This window comes from Ensifer sp. D2-11 (assembly GCF_054161295.1).
This window is the reverse complement of record NZ_CP096433.1, coordinates 1,676,023-1,693,636: the sequence shown is the minus strand read 5'-3', so window position 1 is coordinate 1,693,636 and position 17,614 is coordinate 1,676,023. Positions and strand designations below refer to the sequence as shown.

The following is a 17,614-nucleotide window of genomic DNA, read 5'->3' as shown; positions in this document are numbered from 1 at the left end:
TATGTTTGCAGTGCGTGGGTTCGGTCTTAAAATCCAAGAACGAACCATTAGATAAAGGCAAGCATGTCGTGGCCGAATGCGAATGGATCCGCGGCTGTAAAGGAATGAACAAGAATGATCGCCATGCCGGTCCGGATGCAGCAGGGAAGCGAAGGAGACGGAGGCGGCCCCAGTCGTGGCACGTCCGTCATCACGCGCACCAAGCCGAAGACCAAGAAGCCGAGTTTGTACCGCGTTCTGCTTTTGAATGACGATTACACACCGATGGAATTCGTCATTCACATCCTCGAGCGCTTCTTTCAGAAGAACCGCGAAGAGGCGACCGTCATAATGCTACATGTCCACAACCACGGCGTTGGAGAATGCGGCGTCTTCACCTACGAGGTCGCCGAAACCAAGGTGACGCAGGTGATGGATTTCGCCAGGCAGCATCAACATCCGTTGCAATGCGTCATGGAAAAGAAATGAGGAACTAACGTGCCAACATTTTCGCCCAGCCTCGAAAAGGCGCTGCATCAGGCACTGACTTTTGCCAACGAGCGCCATCACGAATATGCGACGCTCGAGCACCTGCTGCTGGCATTGATCGATGATGCCGATGCGGCGGCTGTGATGGGCGCGTGCAACGTCAATCTCGACACGCTTCGCAAGACCGTGACCGATTACGTTGACAACGAATTGTCGAACCTCGTCACCGGTTACGACGAGGACTCCAAGCCGACGGCCGGCTTCCAGCGCGTGATCCAGCGAGCCGTCATCCATGTGCAGTCTTCGGGCCGCGAGGAGGTGACGGGCGCCAACGTGCTCGTGGCGATCTTCGCCGAGCGCGAGAGCCATGCTGCCTATTTCCTGCAGGAGCAGGAGATGACACGGTATGATGCAGTCAATTTCATTTCGCACGGCATAGGCAAGCGGCCGGGGAGCTCCGAGGCGCGGCCGGTGCGCGGGGCGGAAGACCAGGACTCCGAACAGAAGGCTTCGCGCGAGAGCGAGGAGGCCGGCCCGAAGAAGCAGCAGGATGCGCTCACGGCCTATTGCGTGAACCTCAACGAAAAGGCCAAGTCCGGCAAGATCGATCCGTTGATCGGGCGTCACGCCGAAGTGAACCGGACCATTCAGGTGCTTTGCCGCAGGTCCAAGAACAACCCGCTTTACGTGGGCGATCCGGGCGTCGGCAAGACGGCGATCGCCGAGGGCCTTGCCAAGCGGATCATCGAGAAGAAGGTGCCCGAGGCGTTGCAGGACGCAACGATCTTCGCGCTCGACATGGGAACCCTGCTGGCCGGTACCCGCTATCGCGGCGACTTCGAGGAACGCCTGAAGCAGGTGGTCAAGGAACTCGAAGACTATCCCGGTGCAGTGCTGTTCATCGACGAGATCCACACGGTCATCGGTGCCGGCGCCACGTCCGGCGGCGCCATGGACGCGTCGAACCTCTTGAAGCCCGCGCTTTCTTCCGGCGCGATCCGCTGCATCGGCTCGACCACCTATAAGGAGTACCGCCAGTTCTTCGAAAAGGACCGGGCTCTCGTTCGCCGCTTCCAGAAGATCGACGTCAACGAGCCGACGATCGCGGACACGATCGAGATCATGAAGGGCCTCAAGCCGTATTTCGAGGACTACCACCAGCTGAAATACACCAACGATGCCATCAAGGCGGCGGTGGAGCTTTCGGCACGCTATATCAATGACCGGAAGCTGCCGGACAAGGCGATCGACGTCATCGACGAGTCGGGTGCCGCTCAGATGCTTTTGCCCGTCAGCAAACGCCGCAAGCTGATCACCGAAAGGGAGATCGAAGCGACCGTTGCAACGATGGCACGCATCCCGCCGAAGACCGTGTCCAAGGACGATGAGGCCGTGCTCGCCAATCTCGAGCAGGAACTGCGTTCCGTCGTTTATGGCCAGGATCTGGCGATCGAGGCGCTCGCCTCGTCGATCAAGCTGGCGCGCGCAGGCCTTCGCGAGCCCAACAAGCCGATCGGCTGCTACGTCTTCTCCGGCCCGACCGGCGTCGGCAAGACGGAAGTGGCGAAGCAACTCGCCACCTCGCTCGGCGTCGAGCTGCTGCGCTTCGACATGTCGGAATATATGGAACGCCACACGGTCTCCCGACTGATCGGCGCGCCTCCCGGCTATGTCGGTTTCGATCAGGGCGGCCTCCTGACCGATGGCGTCGACCAGCATCCGCATTGCGTGCTGCTCCTCGACGAAATCGAAAAGGCGCATCCGGATCTCTTCAACATCCTCTTGCAGGTCATGGACCACGGTTCGCTGACCGACCATAACGGCAAGAAGATCGATTTCCGGAACGTCATCCTGATCATGACGACCAATGCCGGCGCGTCCGACATGGCTCGGGCGGCGATCGGCTTCGGTTCCTCCAAGCGAACCGGCGAGGACGTGGAGGCGCTGAATCGCCTCTTCACGCCGGAGTTCCGCAACCGTCTGGACTCCGTCATTCCGTTCAACTCGCTGCCGACCCCGGTCATCCACAAGGTCGTGCAGAAGTTCGTCATGCAGCTCGAAACGCAGCTTGCGGAGCGCAATGTCACCTTCGACCTTGCGCCTGATGCGATCGCCTGGCTTGCAGAGAGGGGCTATGATGAGAAGATGGGTGCACGGCCGCTGGCACGCGTCATCCAGGAAAACATCAAGAAGCCCCTCGCGGACGAGATCCTCTTCGGCAAGCTCAAGAAGGGCGGTGTCGTCAAGGTGACGATCGGCAACAAGGAAGACGGCACGAAGGGGCTCATGCTCGAAGCCGTGCCGGAAACTGCTCCGATAAAGCCCAAGGCCGAGGTCTCGCGTCCGGCCGGCAAGGGCGCGAAACCCAAGAAGGCTGCCGAAAAGGAAAGCGTAGCCGCAGCCGAAGATGGCGCGAAAGCCAAGTCGAAGAAGACGACCGCCAAGTCCTCGAACAAGAGCGGCGGCAGCTCCGGCGCGGCTCCCCTCAGGGGGCGGACGGTTCCGAAGGTGCCGCGCAAGAAATAACGCGATCGCGACTGGACGTGACGGTGCCGGGTGAGTTACCCGGCACTTTCTTGTGAGCGTGGAGCATAGCGGGTGGATTCCACAAACCGTATCGAAGAGGAGCGATCGCCTCTGGGCTGGTTTCTGGCGGGTGCGCGCGGGATATTCAGCCTTCCGGCCATAATCCTCATGCTTTCCTTCGTGGGCTTCTGCTCGCTGACGGTTCAGGCCGGGATCCCGCCGGCGCAGGTCGTGTTCATGACCGGCATCGTCTGGGCCCTGCCGGCAAAGGTCATTCTCGTGAGTTCGATCCTCAGCGGCGCCAGTCTTGCGACGGCGTTCCTGGCGGTCACGCTTTCGTCGGTGCGCTTGATGCCGATGGTCGCCGCACTCGTTCCCGAGCTGCGCACGCCGAAGACGCCGACATGGCTGCTTCTCGTGCTTTCGCATTTCATCGCCATCACCGCCTGGGTCTTCGCGATGGAGCGCGTGCATGCGGTTCCGCGCCAGCACCGCGCGACCTTCTTCGCCGGCTTCGGCATCACGCTGGTCGCCACGAACATGGCGCTGGTCGGGATCGTCTATCGGCTCGTCGCCGATTTCACGCCGATCGTCGCCGGATGTCTCTTCTTTCTGACGCCGGTCTATTTCCTCGCCTCGATCTGGAATTCCGCGCGCCATCCGGTCGTATACGCGGCCCTCGCTATCGGGCTCGTCGCAGGGCCGCTCTGCTACTGGATCGCACCCGAGTTCGACATCCTGCTCGCCGGCCTTGGCGGCGGAACGCTGGCCTGGGCGGGCGAGCGCCTATGGCGCGCGAGGCGGGAGAAGAGCGCGTGACCTGGATGGACGGATGGTGGGCCTATGCGTTCATCGCGATAGCCGGCTGGCTCGCGACCGATATCTGGCGATGGCTAGGGGTCCTCGCCGGCAATCGCCTGCGCGACGATTCGGAGGCGCTGAACTGGGTGAGGGCGGTGGCGACGGCACTGGTCGCAGCGGTCATCGCAAAGCTTATTCTTTACCCGACCGGCGTTCTTGCGCAGTCGCCACTGTGGCTTCGGCTGGGCTCCGTCGTGATAGGCGCGATCGTGTTTTTCGCCGCCCGCCAGAAGCCCGCCGCCGGCATTGCAACGGCAATCGCCGCCCTGGCCGCGGGTCTTTGGTGGCTGGGGTTTTGACGATTTAAAGCATTGATATGACAGATTGCCATAAACGTTTGAATCAAGACTACCTTATCAGATGAGGATCTTTGCCTGAGTCTTTCTCTGGCGGCCGTCTCCGCGATTTCAGGTGAGCACATAGCAAACAGTCCGATCTCTACGGGGCTGAAGCGATGTCTGGGCCTCCCCAACGTCCTCATCCCTGTGACGAGCACAGCGATGAGGAAATCAAACAAGCCGCTGCGGGAATCCCGGATCTCCACAGGCCTTAAAGCGCCCGACGGATTTTCTCCGCGTTCTCAGCCAGCACCTCTCCGTCTTCCATCTTGCCGGAATGCGGCTTCAGCGGAACGCCCTCGCGGCGGGGGACGACGTGGAAGTGGAGGTGGAAGACCGACTGTCCGGCCGGTGCCTCGTTGAATTGCATGATCGTGACGCCGTCGGCGTCGAAAGCGGCCTTGGCGGCGACGGCGATCTTCTGGACAGTTGCGATCAGGCTGGTGAGGGTGGCCGGGTCGGCGTCGAGAATGTTGCGGGACGGTGCCTTCGGCAGCACCAGAACGTGGCCCTCGGCCTGCGGCATCACATCCATGAAGGCGACCGTAGCTTCGTCCTCGTAGACGCGGTGCGAGGGTATCTCGCCGCGCAATATCTTGGCGAAGATATTGTTTGTGTCATATGCACTCATGTCGTTTCCTTTTCCTGGCACGCGTTCGCGGTGTCTCAGTCGTCCTGGCGCTCACCTTTGCGGAAAGGCCCGTGCTCCGCAAGAAACTCGCCGGTTTCTTCCACATCCCGGCGCTCCCGTTCCAGATAATCGGCTACGGCGCGCGCAAGCCCCGGATGGCTGATGAAATGAGCGGAATGGGTGGTCACCGGCATGTAGCCCCGCGCGAGCTTGTGCTCGCCCTGCGCGCCGGCCTCGACGCGTTTCAATCCCTTCGCGATCGCGTAATCGATCGCCTGATGGTAACAGACTTCGAAATGCAGGAAGGGGTGGTCCTCGATACAGCCCCAGTGCCGGCCATACAGCGCATCGCCGCCGATGAAATTGATCGCACCCGCGATGTAGCGCCCGCCGCGTTTGGCCATGACCAGCAAGATGTCGTCGGCCATCCGCTCGCCGATGAGTGAGTAGAAGGCGCGGGTCAGATAGGGGCGGCCCCATTTGCGTCCGCCGGTGTCCATGTAGAAGGCGAAGAACTGGTCCCAGATCTCTTCCGTGAGGTCGCTGCCGGTCAGCCAGTCGATGGTTATGCCGTTTTCGACGGCTGCGCGGCGCTCTCTCTTCAGTGCCTTGCGCTTTCGCGAGGCAAGCGTGGCGAGAAAGTCGTCATGCGATCCATAGCCCTGATTGATGAAATGGAACTGCTGGTCCATACGGTGCAGGAAGCCCGCCTGCTCCAAGGCCGCCATCTCGTCAACCGGGACGAAGGTCACGTGGGCCGAGGAAAGACCGTGGCGGCGCGTGAGTTCCTTGAGACCGGCCGCGAGCGCATTGCCGACCGTTTGCCGGTCGCTCCCCTCGGCCGCAAGCAGCCGCGGCCCTGTTGCCGGCGTGAAGGGCACGGAACATTGCAGCTTCGGGTAGTAGCGGCCGCCGGCACGCTCGAAGGCATCCGCCCATCCATGGTCGAAAACATACTCCCCCTGGCTGTGGCTCTTGACGTAGCAGACAAGCGCCCCCCGCAGGGAACCGTCCGCGTCCTCCATCAGGAGATGCTGCCCGAGCCATCCCGTTTCCGCCGTTGCCGATCCGGATTCTTCCAGTGCGGAAAGGTAGGCATGGGAGACGAAGGGGTTGTAGGGCGTGCCGGCATGCCCCTTCGAGGCGCCGGCAAGCCTGTCCCAGCTCGCCGGCGGTATCGACGTGAACGAATGCTCTATGCGGATGGTGATCGCGTCTGTCATGCGCCTACGAAATCATGATCTCCCGCGGATCGAAACCCTCGAAGGTCATTTGGTCGGCATTGGCGAATGTGTGCTCCTGAGCCTGTCTGTCCCGCACCGTCCAGGTGATGAGCGTGCGGCCGAGCGCGCGCTCCTTTTCCGTGAAGGGGTTTGGAAGGTGGCCGTAATGGTACGAAATGAAGTCGAGCCCGAGATGCATCGCCTCCTCGTGCACGAAGAAGGTCTCCGGATTGGAGCCTTCGGCAGTCAGGCCGAGGGGGTAGGGCGCGTCCAGCTCCTTCAGGTCCCTGAGCAGCCAATGGTCGAAGCTCATCAGCGCAACGTGGCCGTCATAGCCTTCCAGCGTCTCGAGCACGGCCGCGGCAAAGCCCTCGTCGTCGCCCTTCCGCCCCTTGAGTTCAATGATGAGCGGGACCCGGCCGGCGACGAGGCGCAGCATCTGCTTGAGCGTCGGCACCTTGTCCCTGGTGCCGCCGATGGACAACAGCCCGAGCTCGGCGGACGTTTTCGCCCGCACGTCGCCTCTGATCCCGCAGAGACGCTGCAGGTCGTGGTCGTGGAAAACGACCGGAACGCTGTCGGCCGCGAATTGAAGATCGCATTCGATCGCGAAACCGGCTTCGGCCGCGCGGGCGAAGGCCGAGAGCGTGTTCTCCCAGACTTCGCGATTCATGTCATGGAAGCCGCGATGGGCGATCGGCTGGGCCTTGAGCCAGGAAATATCCTTCATTGGACGTCCCTGATCACGCGATTTCGATCACGGCGTCGATCTCGACAGCCGCGTTGAAGGGAAGGGAAGCCATGCCGACAGCCGCACGAGCGTGCTTGCCGGCCTCGCCGAGCACATTGGCAAGCAGGTTGGAGGCACCGTTGATCACCAGGTGCTGTTCGACGAAGTCCGGCGTGGAAGCGACGAAGCCGTTGATCTTGACGAGGCGGCGGATACGGCCGAGCTCGCCAAGAGCCGCCTTGGCCTGAGCGAGGATGTTGATCGCGCAGAGTTCGGCGGCTCTTTGCGCGCCGGCGACATCGACATCCTTGCCGACATGGCCGGTGACGGCGACCTTGCCGTTTTCCATCGGCAGCTGCCCGGAAATGTAGAGCATCGACCCGGAGACGACGTAAGGCACGTAGTTCGCGACAGGCGCAACTGCCTGCGGAAGGACGATGCCGAGTTCGGTGAGGCGGGTTTCGATCTCTGCGGACATGGAAAGGCTCCGTTGTTGTCTTTTGTGCTAAAATCCGGCATGCAAAGCAGATCGTGACAGGCGTGGACCAGAACCGATCTGCCTTGTTTCTGCCGAAAGCTTGTTTATCGCATTGGCGGCGAGTCCAACAGGAGGAAACGGATGTTTCGTAAAGGCTTCGGTCTCGTCACTCTGGGAAGCGTCTGTGTCGTGGTCATGACGGCGGGCGCTGCACAGGCGACTGCCCTCGTTCCCCATCGCGCCGTCTACGATCTGGAGCTGAAGGACGCCTCCGAGCGGTCCGGCATCTCCGGCATGTATGGCCGCATGGTCTATGAGTTCAACGGCTCCTCCTGCGAAGGCTATACCGTCAGCTTCCGCTTCGTCACCCAGGTCGATACGGGCGAGGAGGTTCGCCTCACCGATCAGCAGACCACCACCTATGAGGACATGAAGAACGGCAATTTTCGTTTCCTCACCCGCTCCTTCACCGACGAGAAGCTGGACAAGGAGGTGCGCGGAAGCGCGCATGACGATAAATCGGGCGTCAAGGTCGAGCTGACCGCTCCGGACAAGCGCCAGGTGGCGCTCGCGGCCAGCCGGTTTCCGACCGAACACATGCTCGAAGTCATCGAACGTGCGAAAAAAGGAGAGAGCTTTTTCGAGGCGCGTATCTTCGATGGTTCCGATTCGGGCGACAAGACGCTGATCACCTCGACCTTCGTGGGCAAGCCGCGCAAGCCCGCTCCTGACGACGCGGATGTCGGCAAGGCCGGAAAGCTTGCTGGCGAGAACTATTGGCCGGTGACGATCACCTATTTCAACGACGAAGCGAACGGCGACGCGCTGCCCGTCTATCGCATGGCGTTCAAGCTCTACGAGAACGGCGTGACGCGGGATCTCACCATGGACTACGGAGACTTCGTCCTGAGCGGAAAACTCGCCAAGCTCGAGGTCTTCAACACCGAAGAGTGCAAGTAAGCGCCGGCAAACGACTCCAAAACGACATCAAGGCTTGATTTCTCGGGCGGTTGCCGCTAAGGGGCTGGCCATTCCACACGTAAGGCATGGGATTTTCCGGGAGAAATCCGGATCGTTCCGCCGGTGGGCGCATTAAAGTGCGCTCGACGCCTTGCGGAGGTTCAACCGGAAAAGGAGACAAAGGCATGGCATTGCCTGATTTCACTATGCGCCAGCTTCTCGAGGCGGGCGTGCACTTCGGCCACCAGACACACCGCTGGAACCCGAAGATGAAGCCGTACATCTTCGGCGACCGTAACAACGTTCACATCATCGATCTCGCCCAGACCGTTCCGATGCTGTCGCGCGCCCTGCAGGTCGTCAGCGACACCGTCGCCAGCGGCGGCCGCGTGCTTTTCGTCGGCACCAAGCGCCAGGCTTCCGAGATCATCGCGGACGCAGCGAAGCGTTCCGCTCAGTACTACGTCAATGCCCGCTGGCTCGGCGGCATGATGACGAACTGGAAGACGATCTCCAACTCGATCCAGCGCCTGCGCAAGCTCGATGAGATCCTGGCTTCGGAAGCTTCCGGCTTCACGAAGAAGGAGCGCCTGAACCTCGAGCGCGAGCGCGAGAAGCTCAACCGTGCACTCGGCGGCATCCGCGATATGGGCGGTACCCCGGATCTGATGTTCATCATCGACACCAACAAGGAATCGATCGCCATCGACGAAGCCAAGCGTCTTGGCATTCCGGTGGTTGCCGTCATCGACTCCAATTGCGATCCGGACCAGATCGACTACGCGATCCCGGGCAACGACGACGCATCGCGCGCTATCGCCCTTTACTGCGATCTCATCGCCCGCGCCGCCATTGACGGTATTGCCCGTCAGCAGGGCGCCTCTGGCCGCGATCTCGGCGCATCCGAAGAGGTTCCGGTCGAGCCGGCTCTCGAGGAAGCGTCCGAAGCCTGATCGGCCCGACCGGCAGACGAAGCGCTGCCGTACGCATGAAATATCGGGACGAGGCCGTTTGTGATGTAGAATCTGAACGGCCTTGTTCTTTATCAGCCGGAAATGGCCCGGCCGATCGCGCGCGGTGAGCCCGCGAACATCGCTAAAGTGGCTTCATCACGATGTCACACAGAAAGGCCATTTCCTGCCAAACCTTCTGGCACTGCGCCAATCCCGGTCGGCGCGCCAGCAAACAGACAAGAGGCACAAAGATGACTGTTACCGCCGCAATGGTGAAGGAGCTGCGCGAAAAGACCGGCGCAGGCATGATGGACTGCAAGAAGGCGCTTGCCGAGACCAATGGCGACATGGAAGCCGCCATCGATTGGCTGCGCGCCAAGGGCATCGCCAAGGCTGACAAGAAGTCCGGCCGCACTGCTGCCGAAGGCCTCATCGGCATTGCCAGCTCCGGCACCAAGGCCGTCGTCGTCGAAATCAACTCCGAAACCGACTTCGTTGCCCGCAACGATGCCTTCCAGGAGCTCGTCCGCGGCGTCGCCAACGTCGCGCTTGGCACCGACGGCAGCGTTGCAGCCGTTTCCAAGGCGACCTATCCGGCGACAGGCAAGTCCGTTGAAGACACGATCAAGGACGCCATTGCCACGATCGGCGAGAACATGACGCTGCGCCGCTCGGCACTGCTCGAGGTCGAGGACGGCGTCGTCGCGACCTATGTACACAATGCCGCAGGCGAAGGTATCGGCAAGCTCGGCGTGCTCGTCGCGTTGAAGTCGACCGGCGACAAGGAAGCTCTGAACGCGATCGGCCGGCAGGTTGCCATGCACGTCGCCGCGACCAACCCGCTCGCCGTCCGTTCGAGCGAAATCGACCCGGCGGTCGCCGAGCGCGAGCGCAACGTTTTCATCGAGCAGTCGCGCGCTTCCGGCAAGCCGGACAACATCATCGAGAAGATGGTCGATGGCCGCATGCGCAAGTTCTTCGAGGAAGTCGCCCTTCTGTCGCAGGCTTTCGTCATGAACCCTGACCAGACGGTGGAAGCCGCGATCAAGGAAGCGGAAAAGTCCGTCGGCGCGCCGATCGAAGTCGCCGGCATTGCTCGTCTCCTGCTCGGCGAAGGCGTCGAAAAGGAAGAGAGCGACTTCGCGGCTGAAGTGGCAGCCGCCGCGAAGGGTTGATTTCTTCACCCCGAATGGGAAAACGTGGGGGCATCGCGTGACAACGCGGTGCCCTTCGTGTATCCGGCTCCAGTCGATGCGTAGGACCCGCCGGAGCGGTTGATACCACGCAGCGGATTTTGCCTTTACGCCGGTGTGCGCCAGATGCCTGCACACGCGCGCCGATCTATTTCAGGAGTGACAATGTCGGCCAAGCCAATCTACAAGCGCGTTCTTCTCAAGGCCTCCGGTGAAGCGCTTATGGGAAGCCAGGGGTTCGGCATCGATGTTGCCGTAGCCGACCGAATTGCCTCCGATATCGCGGAAGCGAGAGCGATGGGTGTCGAAGTCGGCGTCGTCGTCGGCGGCGGCAACATCTTCCGCGGTGTCGCTGTCGCGTCCAAGGGCGGCGACCGCGTAACCGGCGACCACATGGGAATGCTGGCGACGGTCATCAACGCGCTTGCGCTGGCAACGTCGCTGCGCAAGCTCGATATCGACACCGTCGTCCTGTCGGCCATCGCCATGCCGGAAATCTGCGAGAGTTTCTCGCAGCGCGCGACGCTCTATCATCTTTCGCTCGGCCGTGTCGTGATCTTCGCCGGCGGCACGGGCAATCCGTTCTTCACGACGGATTCGGCTGCGGCGCTTCGTGCGGCGGAGATGGGCGCCGAGGCGATCTTCAAGGGAACACAGGTCGACGGCATCTATTCCGCGGATCCGAAGAAGGACCCCTCGGCCACCCGTTTCGACCGCCTGACCCATAGCGAGATTCTCGAAAAGGGCCTCGCGGTCATGGATGTTGCCGCCGTGGCGCTTGCGCGGGAGAATGCCATTCCGATCGTCGTCTTCTCCATCCACGAGAAGGGCGGCTTCACGGAGATATTGACGGGTGGCGGCCGTGCCACCATCGTGACCGATAATTGACAAGCTGCTGGGGCCCGCAAGGGCCGCTGATAGGAACGGGAGTCTTGAACCATGAGTGAAGGTGTGGATCTGAAGGAACTCAAGCGTCGGATGGACGGGGCGATCGCTGCTTTCAAGCACGACATCGCGTCGCTGCGGACCGGTCGCGCTTCGGCGAACGTACTCGATCCGGTGACCGTCGAAGCCTACGGTTCGCGCATGCCGCTGAACCAGGTGGCAAACATCACGGTCCCGGAGTCGCGGATGCTTTCGGTTTCGGTGTGGGACAAGTCCATGGTCGGTGCCGTGGAGCGGGCGATCCGGGAGTCCAATCTGGGGCTCAACCCGATCGTCGACGGGCAGAACCTGCGCATTCCGCTGCCGGAACTGAACGAGGAGCGCCGCAAATCGCTGGTCAAGGTCGCGCACGACTATGCCGAAAAAAGCAAGGTTGCCGTCCGCCACGTTCGCCGTGACGGTATGGACGACCTGAAAAAAGCCGAAAAGGACGGCGAGATCGGCCAGGACGAGAGCCGTGCTCAGTCCGAGCGGGTCCAAAAAATGACCGATGACGTAATTTCCGAAATCGACCGCTTGCTCGCGGAGAAGGAAAAGGAAATCATGCAGGTCTGACCTGCGGATAGGTGAGTCTCTTTGTCCGGACAACCCATGCAAGAATTCAATCCCGCTAACGTACCGGCTCACGTCGCCATCATCATGGACGGCAACGGTCGTTGGGCGAATGCGCGTGGACTGCCCCGTACCATGGGCCACCGCAAGGGCGTAGAGGCGGTCCGCGGGGCGGTAAGGACGGCGGCGGAGATCGGCATCCGTTACCTGACGCTGTTCGCATTCTCGTCGGAGAACTGGAACCGGCCGGAAAACGAGGTCAGCGACCTCATGGGCCTGCTCAAGGCTTTCATCCGACGGGATCTCGCCGATCTCCACCGTGAGAACGTCCGCATCCGGGTGATCGGCGACCGTTCGAACCTGAGCGGCGATATCCTGCCTCTGCTCATCGAAGCGGAGGAGACGACGATCGCAAACACCGGCATCACGGTGGTCATCGCGTTCAATTACGGCGCCAGAGACGAGCTGGCGAGAGCCATGCGCCGCCTGGCGGGGGACGTGGCTGCCGGTCGTCTGCGGCCGGAAGAGATTACCGCGGAACGGATATCCTCGACGATCGACACGGCGGGCATTCCCGATCCCGATCTCATCATCCGGACGAGCGGCGAGGAGCGTCTCTCCAACTTTCTCCTTTGGCAGGGGGCCTACTCCGAATTGCTGTTCATTCCGGACCTCTGGCCGGATTTCACGCGCGAGACATTCTTTGCGGCGATCGAACAATATGCCTGCCGCGAGCGCCGATTCGGCGGACTGACCCAACCGACTCTGGCGGTCGGCTCCTGATGCAGGCCGAACTCAAACTTCGTATCGCCTCCGGGTTGGTTCTGGCTGCGGTGGTTCTTGCTGCAACCTGGATCGGCGGCTTCGCCTTCCAGCTTCTCTCCGTCGCGATCGGCCTGCTCGTCTATTACGAGTGGTCCACCATCACCAAGCTCCCCGAGCGGGACTTTCAGGGCAATGCCCTCGGCTGGCTGGCGCAGGTGGTGATCGCCGGCCTCGTCCTCCTCGACTATATGCATATCAGCCTGCCGGGACTTGCCCTCTGTGTGCTCGCGGCAGCGCTTTGGGTACTGATAAAGGGAACCAGCTGGTGGCTGCCGGGCGGGATCGTCTATGCGGGCCTGACGAGCATTTCGCTCGCGGCGATCCGCGGAGCGGACTATCTCGGGCTGATGGCAATGCTGTTCGTGTTCGCCGTCGTATGGGCAACGGATATTTTCGCCTACTTCACGGGGAGGGCGATCGGCGGGCCGAAGCTGGCGCCCGCAATCTCGCCGGGCAAGACCTGGTCGGGCGCGATCGGCGGCGCGATTTTCGGCGTTCTTGCGGGTGTCGCCGTTTTCATGGCTCACTTTTCACTCGAGGACCTGCGCATCCCCGTCATCGCGCTGGTCCTGTCCGTCGCAAGCCAGATAGGCGATCTGTTCGAGTCCTTCGTCAAGCGCCGCTTCGGCGTCAAGGATTCGAGCAGACTAATCCCGGGCCACGGCGGCGTCATGGACCGGGTGGATGGGCTGATATTCGCCTGCATTGCCGCGCTGGCTCTGGTGCTTGGGCAGTTCCTGCTGGCGGGCGGCCGGGAAGTCGCCTTCGGCGCGATTCTGCTGGGTCTTTGAAGACTGCCGGTGTAGGACCTGTGGACACTTATGGATAGGGGTTTGATTTTGCACAAATCGGTCAATGCCAAGGATTTTTCCGCAGCAAAGGGTTGCCCCCTTTGCAAGGGAAAAGCCGCCGGCAGTGGGCGATTTGTGCAAAACCCTTCGGGCGGCCCATATTGCGGTGCCTTGTCGCGAAAAATCCGGCTTGCAGGCGGACGGCCTGCGGCGCCGGATTTTCCACGAAAGTCCCTCGCAATATGGGCCGTCAAATCCCTATCCATAAGTGTCCACAGGTCCTAGTCCTTATATCGGGCTCGAAGCGGGACTATCATGCGGCGGTGCGAACCATGGCGGCACGGCCCCGACCTTGCAATTTGAACTGGCGGACGTGGCAGCGGACGCGTTAGGAATGACTATGAGCCTACTGCTTGACAATCTCCAGTACACGATCCCCACCTTCCTGTTCCTCCTGACGTTGCTGGTCTTCGTTCACGAGATGGGACACTACCTGGTGGGGCGCTGGTCGGGCATCCGCATCCTGGCCTTTTCCGTCGGCTTCGGACCCGAGCTCTTCGGCTGGACCGATCGCCACGGCACCCGCTGGAAATTCTGCGCGGTCCCGCTTGGCGGCTACGTGAAGTTCTTCGGCGACGAGGATGCGGCGAGCACGCCCGACTACCGGCGGCTGGAGACGATCGCGCCGGAAGAACGGGGCCGTACATTCCTGGGCGCAAAGCTATGGAAACGCGCGGCGACGGTCGCGGCCGGTCCCATCGCGAATTTTCTTCTGGCGATTGCGATCTTCGCAGTCCTCTTTTCCATTTACGGCCGTGCCGTCGCCGATCCCGTCGTCGCTTTCGTGGCGCCGGACAGTGCCGCGGAAAAGGCGGGTGTTCTGCCGGGAGACCGGCTGCTTTCGATCGACGGAAAGCCGATCGCCACCTTCGACGACGTGCGCCGCTATGTTAGCGTCCGTCCCGAGCTGCCGATCACCGTTCGGATCGAGCGCGAGGGCGCTGCGATCGACCTGCCGATGGTGCCCCAACGTACCGAATCCGTCGACCCGCTCGGCAACAAGATGGAAGAGGGCAAGATCGGCATCGGAACGAACCAGGAGGCCGGCAATTTCCGGGTCGAGACCTACGGACCTCTCGAAGCGGTGGGGCAGGGGGCACTGCAGAGCTGGCGGATCGTAACGGGCACGCTCGACTATCTTTCGAATCTCTTTGTCGGCCGGATGAGCGCCGATCAGGTCGGCGGGCCGATCCGTATCGCCCAGATGTCCGGTCAGATGGCGAAACTCGGCATTGCCGAGGTGCTGAATTTCGCGGCCGTGCTTTCGGTTTCCATTGGATTGCTCAACCTAATGCCCGTGCCGGTGCTTGATGGCGGCCATCTGATGTTCTATGCGGTCGAAGCGTTGCGCGGCAGGCCGGTCGGTCCTGCCGCACAGGATCTCGCATTCCGCATAGGCTTTGCCATGGTGCTCATGCTGACGGTTTTTGCGGCCTGGAACGATATCAACTGGCTCTTCGGATAGGGGCGGAGTCTTGGGCGGGAGCGGACATCGTTAAGGATTCGGGGAGCGAGTGAGTTTCGCCGGCTGCTCGATAACGGTTTGTTTACGATAATAAGAGGCCGTAGTGGCTGTTAAGCCACGGTTGGAATTGAAGTAAACAGAAATTAACGAGCTGACTTGCTTGTATGGGAAAAGCGGTTAAAACGGCAACCGTGACCGGAGTCGGCACGAAACTGCCGCGGGACGTTGGGAAAAGGTAAGATTTTGACATGAAAGCTGGTTCAAGGTTTTTGAACGCGGTGTCGGCGTTTGCTCTGTCAGCAAGCATGGTCGCCACGGGTACCGGGGTAGGACTTGTTGCTGGTACCTCAGTCGCGCAAGCCGCGGTCATCAATCGGGTTGAAGTGCGTGGGGCAACGCGCGTCAGCGCGGAAACCGTTCGCGCCAATATCACGATCGTTCCCGGCAAGAGCTTCAGCAATGCCGATATCGACGCATCCGTGAAGCGGCTCTATGCCACCGGCTATTTCTCCGATGTCAGCATCACGGTTTCCGGCGGATCGCTTGTCGTTTCCGTCAGCGAGAATCAGCTCGTCAACCAGGTGGTCTTCAACGGCAACCGCAAGATCAAGGATGACAAGCTCCAGGGTGTCGTTCGCACCCAGCCGCTCGGTCCCTATAGCGAGGCGACCGTCGAAACCGACATTCAGGCCATCAGGGACGCCTATGCCGCCATCGGCCGCAGCGACGTGACCGTGACGACCCAGGTCGTTCCGATTGCCGAAGGCCGCGTCAACCTGGCCTTCGTCATCAATGAAGGCGAACGCACGAAGATCACGCAGATCAACTTCGTAGGCAACGAGGTCTATAGCGACGGCCGTCTGCAGTCGGTGATTGCGACCAAGGAATCGGGCATCTTCTCGTTCCTCACGCGCAAGGACGTCTACAATCCGGATAAGTTGCGGGCCGACGAGGAATTGCTGCGGCAGTTTTATTACAACCGCGGCTACGCCGATTTTCAGGTGGTCTCGTCCGAAGCGGCGCTCAATGAGGCGACCAACGAATACACGGTGACGATCACCATCGAGGAAGGTCCTCGATACGACTTCGGTCCGGTCAATATCGAGTCGACGGTCGAAGGCATCGACGCCGAGGAACTGAGGGGTCTCGTTCAGAGCCGGGAAGGCACGGTGTACAAGGCCAAGGACATTCAGAGCACGATGAGCGAGATTTCGAAGCGCGTCGCGTCGGAGGGTTATCCCTTTGCGCGCGTCACGCCGCGCGGCAACCGCGATCTCGCCAACCACACGATCGCCGTCGACTATCTCGTGGACCAGGGCGAGCGCGCCTATGTCGAGCGCATCGAGATTCGCGGCAACACCCGGACGCGTGACTACGTTATCCGTCGCGAGTTCGATGTCGGCGAAGGCGATGCCTTCAACCAGGAAATGGTTGCTCGCGCCAAGCGCCGCCTGGAGGCGCTCGGCTATTTCTCGTCGGTCAACATCTCGACGCAGCCGGGCAGCGCGGCTGACCGCGTCGTCATCGTCGTCGACGTGCAGGATCAGTCGACCGGTTCGTTCGGCATCGGCGCCGGCTATTCCGCCGGCGACGGCGGCGGCTTCCTCGTCGAGGCTTCGATCGAGGAGAAGAACTTCCTGGGCCGCGGCCAGTATATTCGTCTTGCCGCCGGCAAGGGCGAGGACAGCCAGACCTACAATGTTTCGTTCACCGAGCCCTATTTCCTCGGCTATCGTCTCGCTGCAGGCTTCGACCTCTTCAAGAACGAAAACGACTTCGACGACGACAACTACAGCTACAACGATCAGGGCTTCAGCCTGCGCGTGACCGCGCCGATCACCGAGAACCTGTCGACCACGCTGCGCTACAACTACACGGAGCTCGAATATTTCGGCGACCGGGACGAACTCTCGTCTCCCTACGACCGTGTAATCGACGGCAGCCCCTGGACGCGCTCGTCCATCTCGCAGTCCATCACCTACAACACGCTGGATGATGCTCAACTGCCGCACGAGGGCATCCTCGCTTCGGTGACGCAGGAGTTTGCCGGCCTTGGCGGCACGTCGGACTTCTACAAGCTGACGGGTAAAGCCAAGTGGTACTACACGCTGCATGACGAGGCCGACATCATCGGTTCGCTTTCCGGTAGCGCCGGTCATCTGTTCGAGACGTCCGGTTCGCTGGAAGTCTTCGACCAGTTCCAGCTGAACAGCAACGATATCCGCGGCTTCGAGCGCAACGGTCTCGGCCCGCGCATGAACAACGGCGACGCACTGGGCGGTACGACCTATTTCACGGCGTCTGCGGAAGCGACGTTCCCGCTGCCGGGTCTTCCGCGTGACAGCGGTTTCCGCGGCGCGCTCTTCGTCGATGCGGGCACGCTCTATGGCAACGACGTCGAGATCGGTCCTGGTGAATCGGTACGCGGGGACAATGCCTCGCTGCGCGCCTCGGTCGGCGTCAGCTTGATCTGGGCTTCGCCCTTCGGTCCGCTGCGTGTGGACTACGCCGTGCCGGTTGCGAAGGAAGACTTCGACGAGGTCCAGAACTTCAAGTTCGGTATCAACTCGTCGTTCTGATAAAGAGCAGTCCAGAACTGCCAGAGAATCGTTCTG

At 61.4% G+C, this 17,614-nt stretch carries 17 protein-coding genes; 13 read left to right on the top strand and 4 right to left on the bottom strand.

Going from position 1 to position 17,614, the window contains the following annotated elements; genetic code table 11:
• Positions 1-114: 114 nt before the first annotated feature.
• From clpS to M1D34_RS08145, 4 genes are all read left to right on the top strand, one after another.
• On the top strand, positions 115-468 hold the full coding sequence (gene clpS, locus M1D34_RS08160; RefSeq protein WP_003535011.1) for an ATP-dependent Clp protease adapter ClpS: 354 nt from the start codon (positions 115-117) through the stop codon (positions 466-468).
• A gap of 9 nt (positions 469-477) precedes the next feature.
• A complete protein-coding gene (clpA, locus tag M1D34_RS08155; RefSeq protein ID WP_010969251.1) occupies positions 478-2,994 on the top strand; it encodes an ATP-dependent Clp protease ATP-binding subunit ClpA in 2,517 nt (838 codons plus the stop codon).
• Between the two features lie 72 nt (positions 2,995-3,066).
• Positions 3,067-3,813 (top strand): AzlC family ABC transporter permease, encoded by a 747-nt coding sequence (locus M1D34_RS08150; RefSeq protein ID WP_498781550.1) that lies wholly within the window; start codon positions 3,067-3,069, stop codon positions 3,811-3,813.
• Positions 3,783-4,154, top strand: coding sequence for an AzlD domain-containing protein (locus M1D34_RS08145; protein WP_028012036.1), 372 nt, complete (start codon positions 3,783-3,785; stop codon positions 4,152-4,154). The genes M1D34_RS08150 and M1D34_RS08145 overlap by 31 nt, the downstream gene beginning before the upstream one ends.
• Positions 4,155-4,404: 250 nt before the next feature.
• On the opposite strand, the gene M1D34_RS08140 is transcribed toward M1D34_RS08145, so the two are convergent.
• From M1D34_RS08140 to M1D34_RS08125, 4 genes are read right to left on the bottom strand one after another with little or no spacing between them, the layout of a single operon-like run.
• Positions 4,405-4,824, bottom strand: a complete 420-nt coding sequence (locus tag M1D34_RS08140; RefSeq protein ID WP_498781548.1) for an HIT family protein — start codon at positions 4,822-4,824, stop codon at positions 4,405-4,407.
• 35 nt (positions 4,825-4,859) lie between these two features.
• A complete protein-coding gene (locus tag M1D34_RS08135; RefSeq protein WP_010969253.1) occupies positions 4,860-6,047 on the bottom strand; it encodes a GNAT family N-acetyltransferase in 1,188 nt (395 codons plus the stop codon).
• Positions 6,048-6,051: 4 nt separating this feature from the next.
• Complete coding sequence (locus M1D34_RS08130) at positions 6,052-6,777, bottom strand: glycerophosphodiester phosphodiesterase (protein WP_010969254.1); 726 nt, start codon at positions 6,775-6,777, stop codon at positions 6,052-6,054.
• A gap of 13 nt (positions 6,778-6,790) precedes the next feature.
• Complete coding sequence (locus M1D34_RS08125) at positions 6,791-7,255, bottom strand: RidA family protein (RefSeq protein WP_010969255.1); 465 nt, start codon at positions 7,253-7,255, stop codon at positions 6,791-6,793.
• Between the two features lie 141 nt (positions 7,256-7,396).
• On the opposite strand from M1D34_RS08125, the gene M1D34_RS08120 reads away from it, so the two are divergent.
• From M1D34_RS08120 to bamA, 9 genes are all read left to right on the top strand, one after another.
• Entirely contained in the window at positions 7,397-8,215 is an 819-nt protein-coding gene (locus M1D34_RS08120; protein ID WP_003534995.1) for a cell envelope integrity EipB family protein, read from the top strand.
• 185 nt (positions 8,216-8,400) lie between these two features.
• Positions 8,401-9,168 carry a 30S ribosomal protein S2 gene (rpsB, locus tag M1D34_RS08115; RefSeq protein WP_003534993.1) on the top strand — a complete coding sequence of 256 codons (768 nt, stop codon included), beginning with the start codon at positions 8,401-8,403 and terminating at the stop codon, positions 9,166-9,168.
• A gap of 251 nt (positions 9,169-9,419) precedes the next feature.
• Complete coding sequence (gene tsf, locus M1D34_RS08110) at positions 9,420-10,343, top strand: translation elongation factor Ts (protein ID WP_003534991.1); 924 nt, start codon at positions 9,420-9,422, stop codon at positions 10,341-10,343.
• 183 nt (positions 10,344-10,526) lie between these two features.
• Positions 10,527-11,249: a UMP kinase gene (pyrH, locus tag M1D34_RS08105; protein ID WP_003534989.1), complete on the top strand. Its 723-nt coding sequence runs from the start codon at positions 10,527-10,529 to the stop codon at positions 11,247-11,249.
• Positions 11,250-11,300: 51 nt separating this feature from the next.
• Positions 11,301-11,861 (top strand): ribosome recycling factor, encoded by a 561-nt coding sequence (gene frr / locus M1D34_RS08100; RefSeq protein ID WP_003534987.1) that lies wholly within the window; start codon positions 11,301-11,303, stop codon positions 11,859-11,861.
• A 36-nt stretch (positions 11,862-11,897) separates the two neighbouring features.
• Positions 11,898-12,641 (top strand): isoprenyl transferase, encoded by a 744-nt coding sequence (locus M1D34_RS08095; RefSeq protein WP_003534985.1) that lies wholly within the window; start codon positions 11,898-11,900, stop codon positions 12,639-12,641.
• Complete coding sequence (locus M1D34_RS08090; protein WP_010969257.1) at positions 12,641-13,474, top strand: phosphatidate cytidylyltransferase; 834 nt, start codon at positions 12,641-12,643, stop codon at positions 13,472-13,474. Before M1D34_RS08095 ends, M1D34_RS08090 begins: the two co-directional genes overlap by 1 nt.
• 400 nt (positions 13,475-13,874) lie before the next feature.
• On the top strand, positions 13,875-14,999 hold the full coding sequence (gene rseP / locus M1D34_RS08085; protein WP_003534980.1) for an RIP metalloprotease RseP: 1,125 nt from the start codon (positions 13,875-13,877) through the stop codon (positions 14,997-14,999).
• 248 nt (positions 15,000-15,247) lie between these two features.
• On the top strand, positions 15,248-17,578 hold the full coding sequence (bamA, locus tag M1D34_RS08080) for an outer membrane protein assembly factor BamA (RefSeq protein ID WP_010969258.1): 2,331 nt from the start codon (positions 15,248-15,250) through the stop codon (positions 17,576-17,578).
• Positions 17,579-17,614: the final 36 nt, after the last annotated feature.

Bases quoted from the DNA above. Each gene is read 5' to 3' on its own strand.
- rpsB (WP_003534993.1), top strand. From the start codon at position 8,401: ATGGCATTGCCTGATTTCACTATGCGCCAGCTTCTCGAGGCGGGCGTG.
- M1D34_RS08140 (WP_498781548.1), bottom strand. From the start codon at position 4,824: ATGAGTGCATATGACACAAACAATATCTTCGCCAAGATATTGCGCGGC.
- M1D34_RS08095 (WP_003534985.1), top strand. From the start codon at position 11,898: ATGCAAGAATTCAATCCCGCTAACGTACCGGCTCACGTCGCCATCATC.
- rseP (WP_003534980.1), top strand. From the start codon at position 13,875: ATGAGCCTACTGCTTGACAATCTCCAGTACACGATCCCCACCTTCCTG.
- M1D34_RS08125 (WP_010969255.1), bottom strand. From the start codon at position 7,255: ATGTCCGCAGAGATCGAAACCCGCCTCACCGAACTCGGCATCGTCCTT.
- M1D34_RS08135 (WP_010969253.1), bottom strand. From the start codon at position 6,047: ATGACAGACGCGATCACCATCCGCATAGAGCATTCGTTCACGTCGATA.
- M1D34_RS08090 (WP_010969257.1), top strand. From the start codon at position 12,641: ATGCAGGCCGAACTCAAACTTCGTATCGCCTCCGGGTTGGTTCTGGCT.
- pyrH (WP_003534989.1), top strand. From the start codon at position 10,527: ATGTCGGCCAAGCCAATCTACAAGCGCGTTCTTCTCAAGGCCTCCGGT.
- tsf (WP_003534991.1), top strand. From the start codon at position 9,420: ATGACTGTTACCGCCGCAATGGTGAAGGAGCTGCGCGAAAAGACCGGC.
- bamA (WP_010969258.1), top strand. From the start codon at position 15,248: ATGAAAGCTGGTTCAAGGTTTTTGAACGCGGTGTCGGCGTTTGCTCTG.
- clpS (WP_003535011.1), top strand. From the start codon at position 115: ATGATCGCCATGCCGGTCCGGATGCAGCAGGGAAGCGAAGGAGACGGA.
- M1D34_RS08130 (WP_010969254.1), bottom strand. From the start codon at position 6,777: ATGAAGGATATTTCCTGGCTCAAGGCCCAGCCGATCGCCCATCGCGGC.
- frr (WP_003534987.1), top strand. From the start codon at position 11,301: ATGAGTGAAGGTGTGGATCTGAAGGAACTCAAGCGTCGGATGGACGGG.
- M1D34_RS08145 (WP_028012036.1), top strand. From the start codon at position 3,783: ATGGCGCGCGAGGCGGGAGAAGAGCGCGTGACCTGGATGGACGGATGG.
- M1D34_RS08120 (WP_003534995.1), top strand. From the start codon at position 7,397: ATGTTTCGTAAAGGCTTCGGTCTCGTCACTCTGGGAAGCGTCTGTGTC.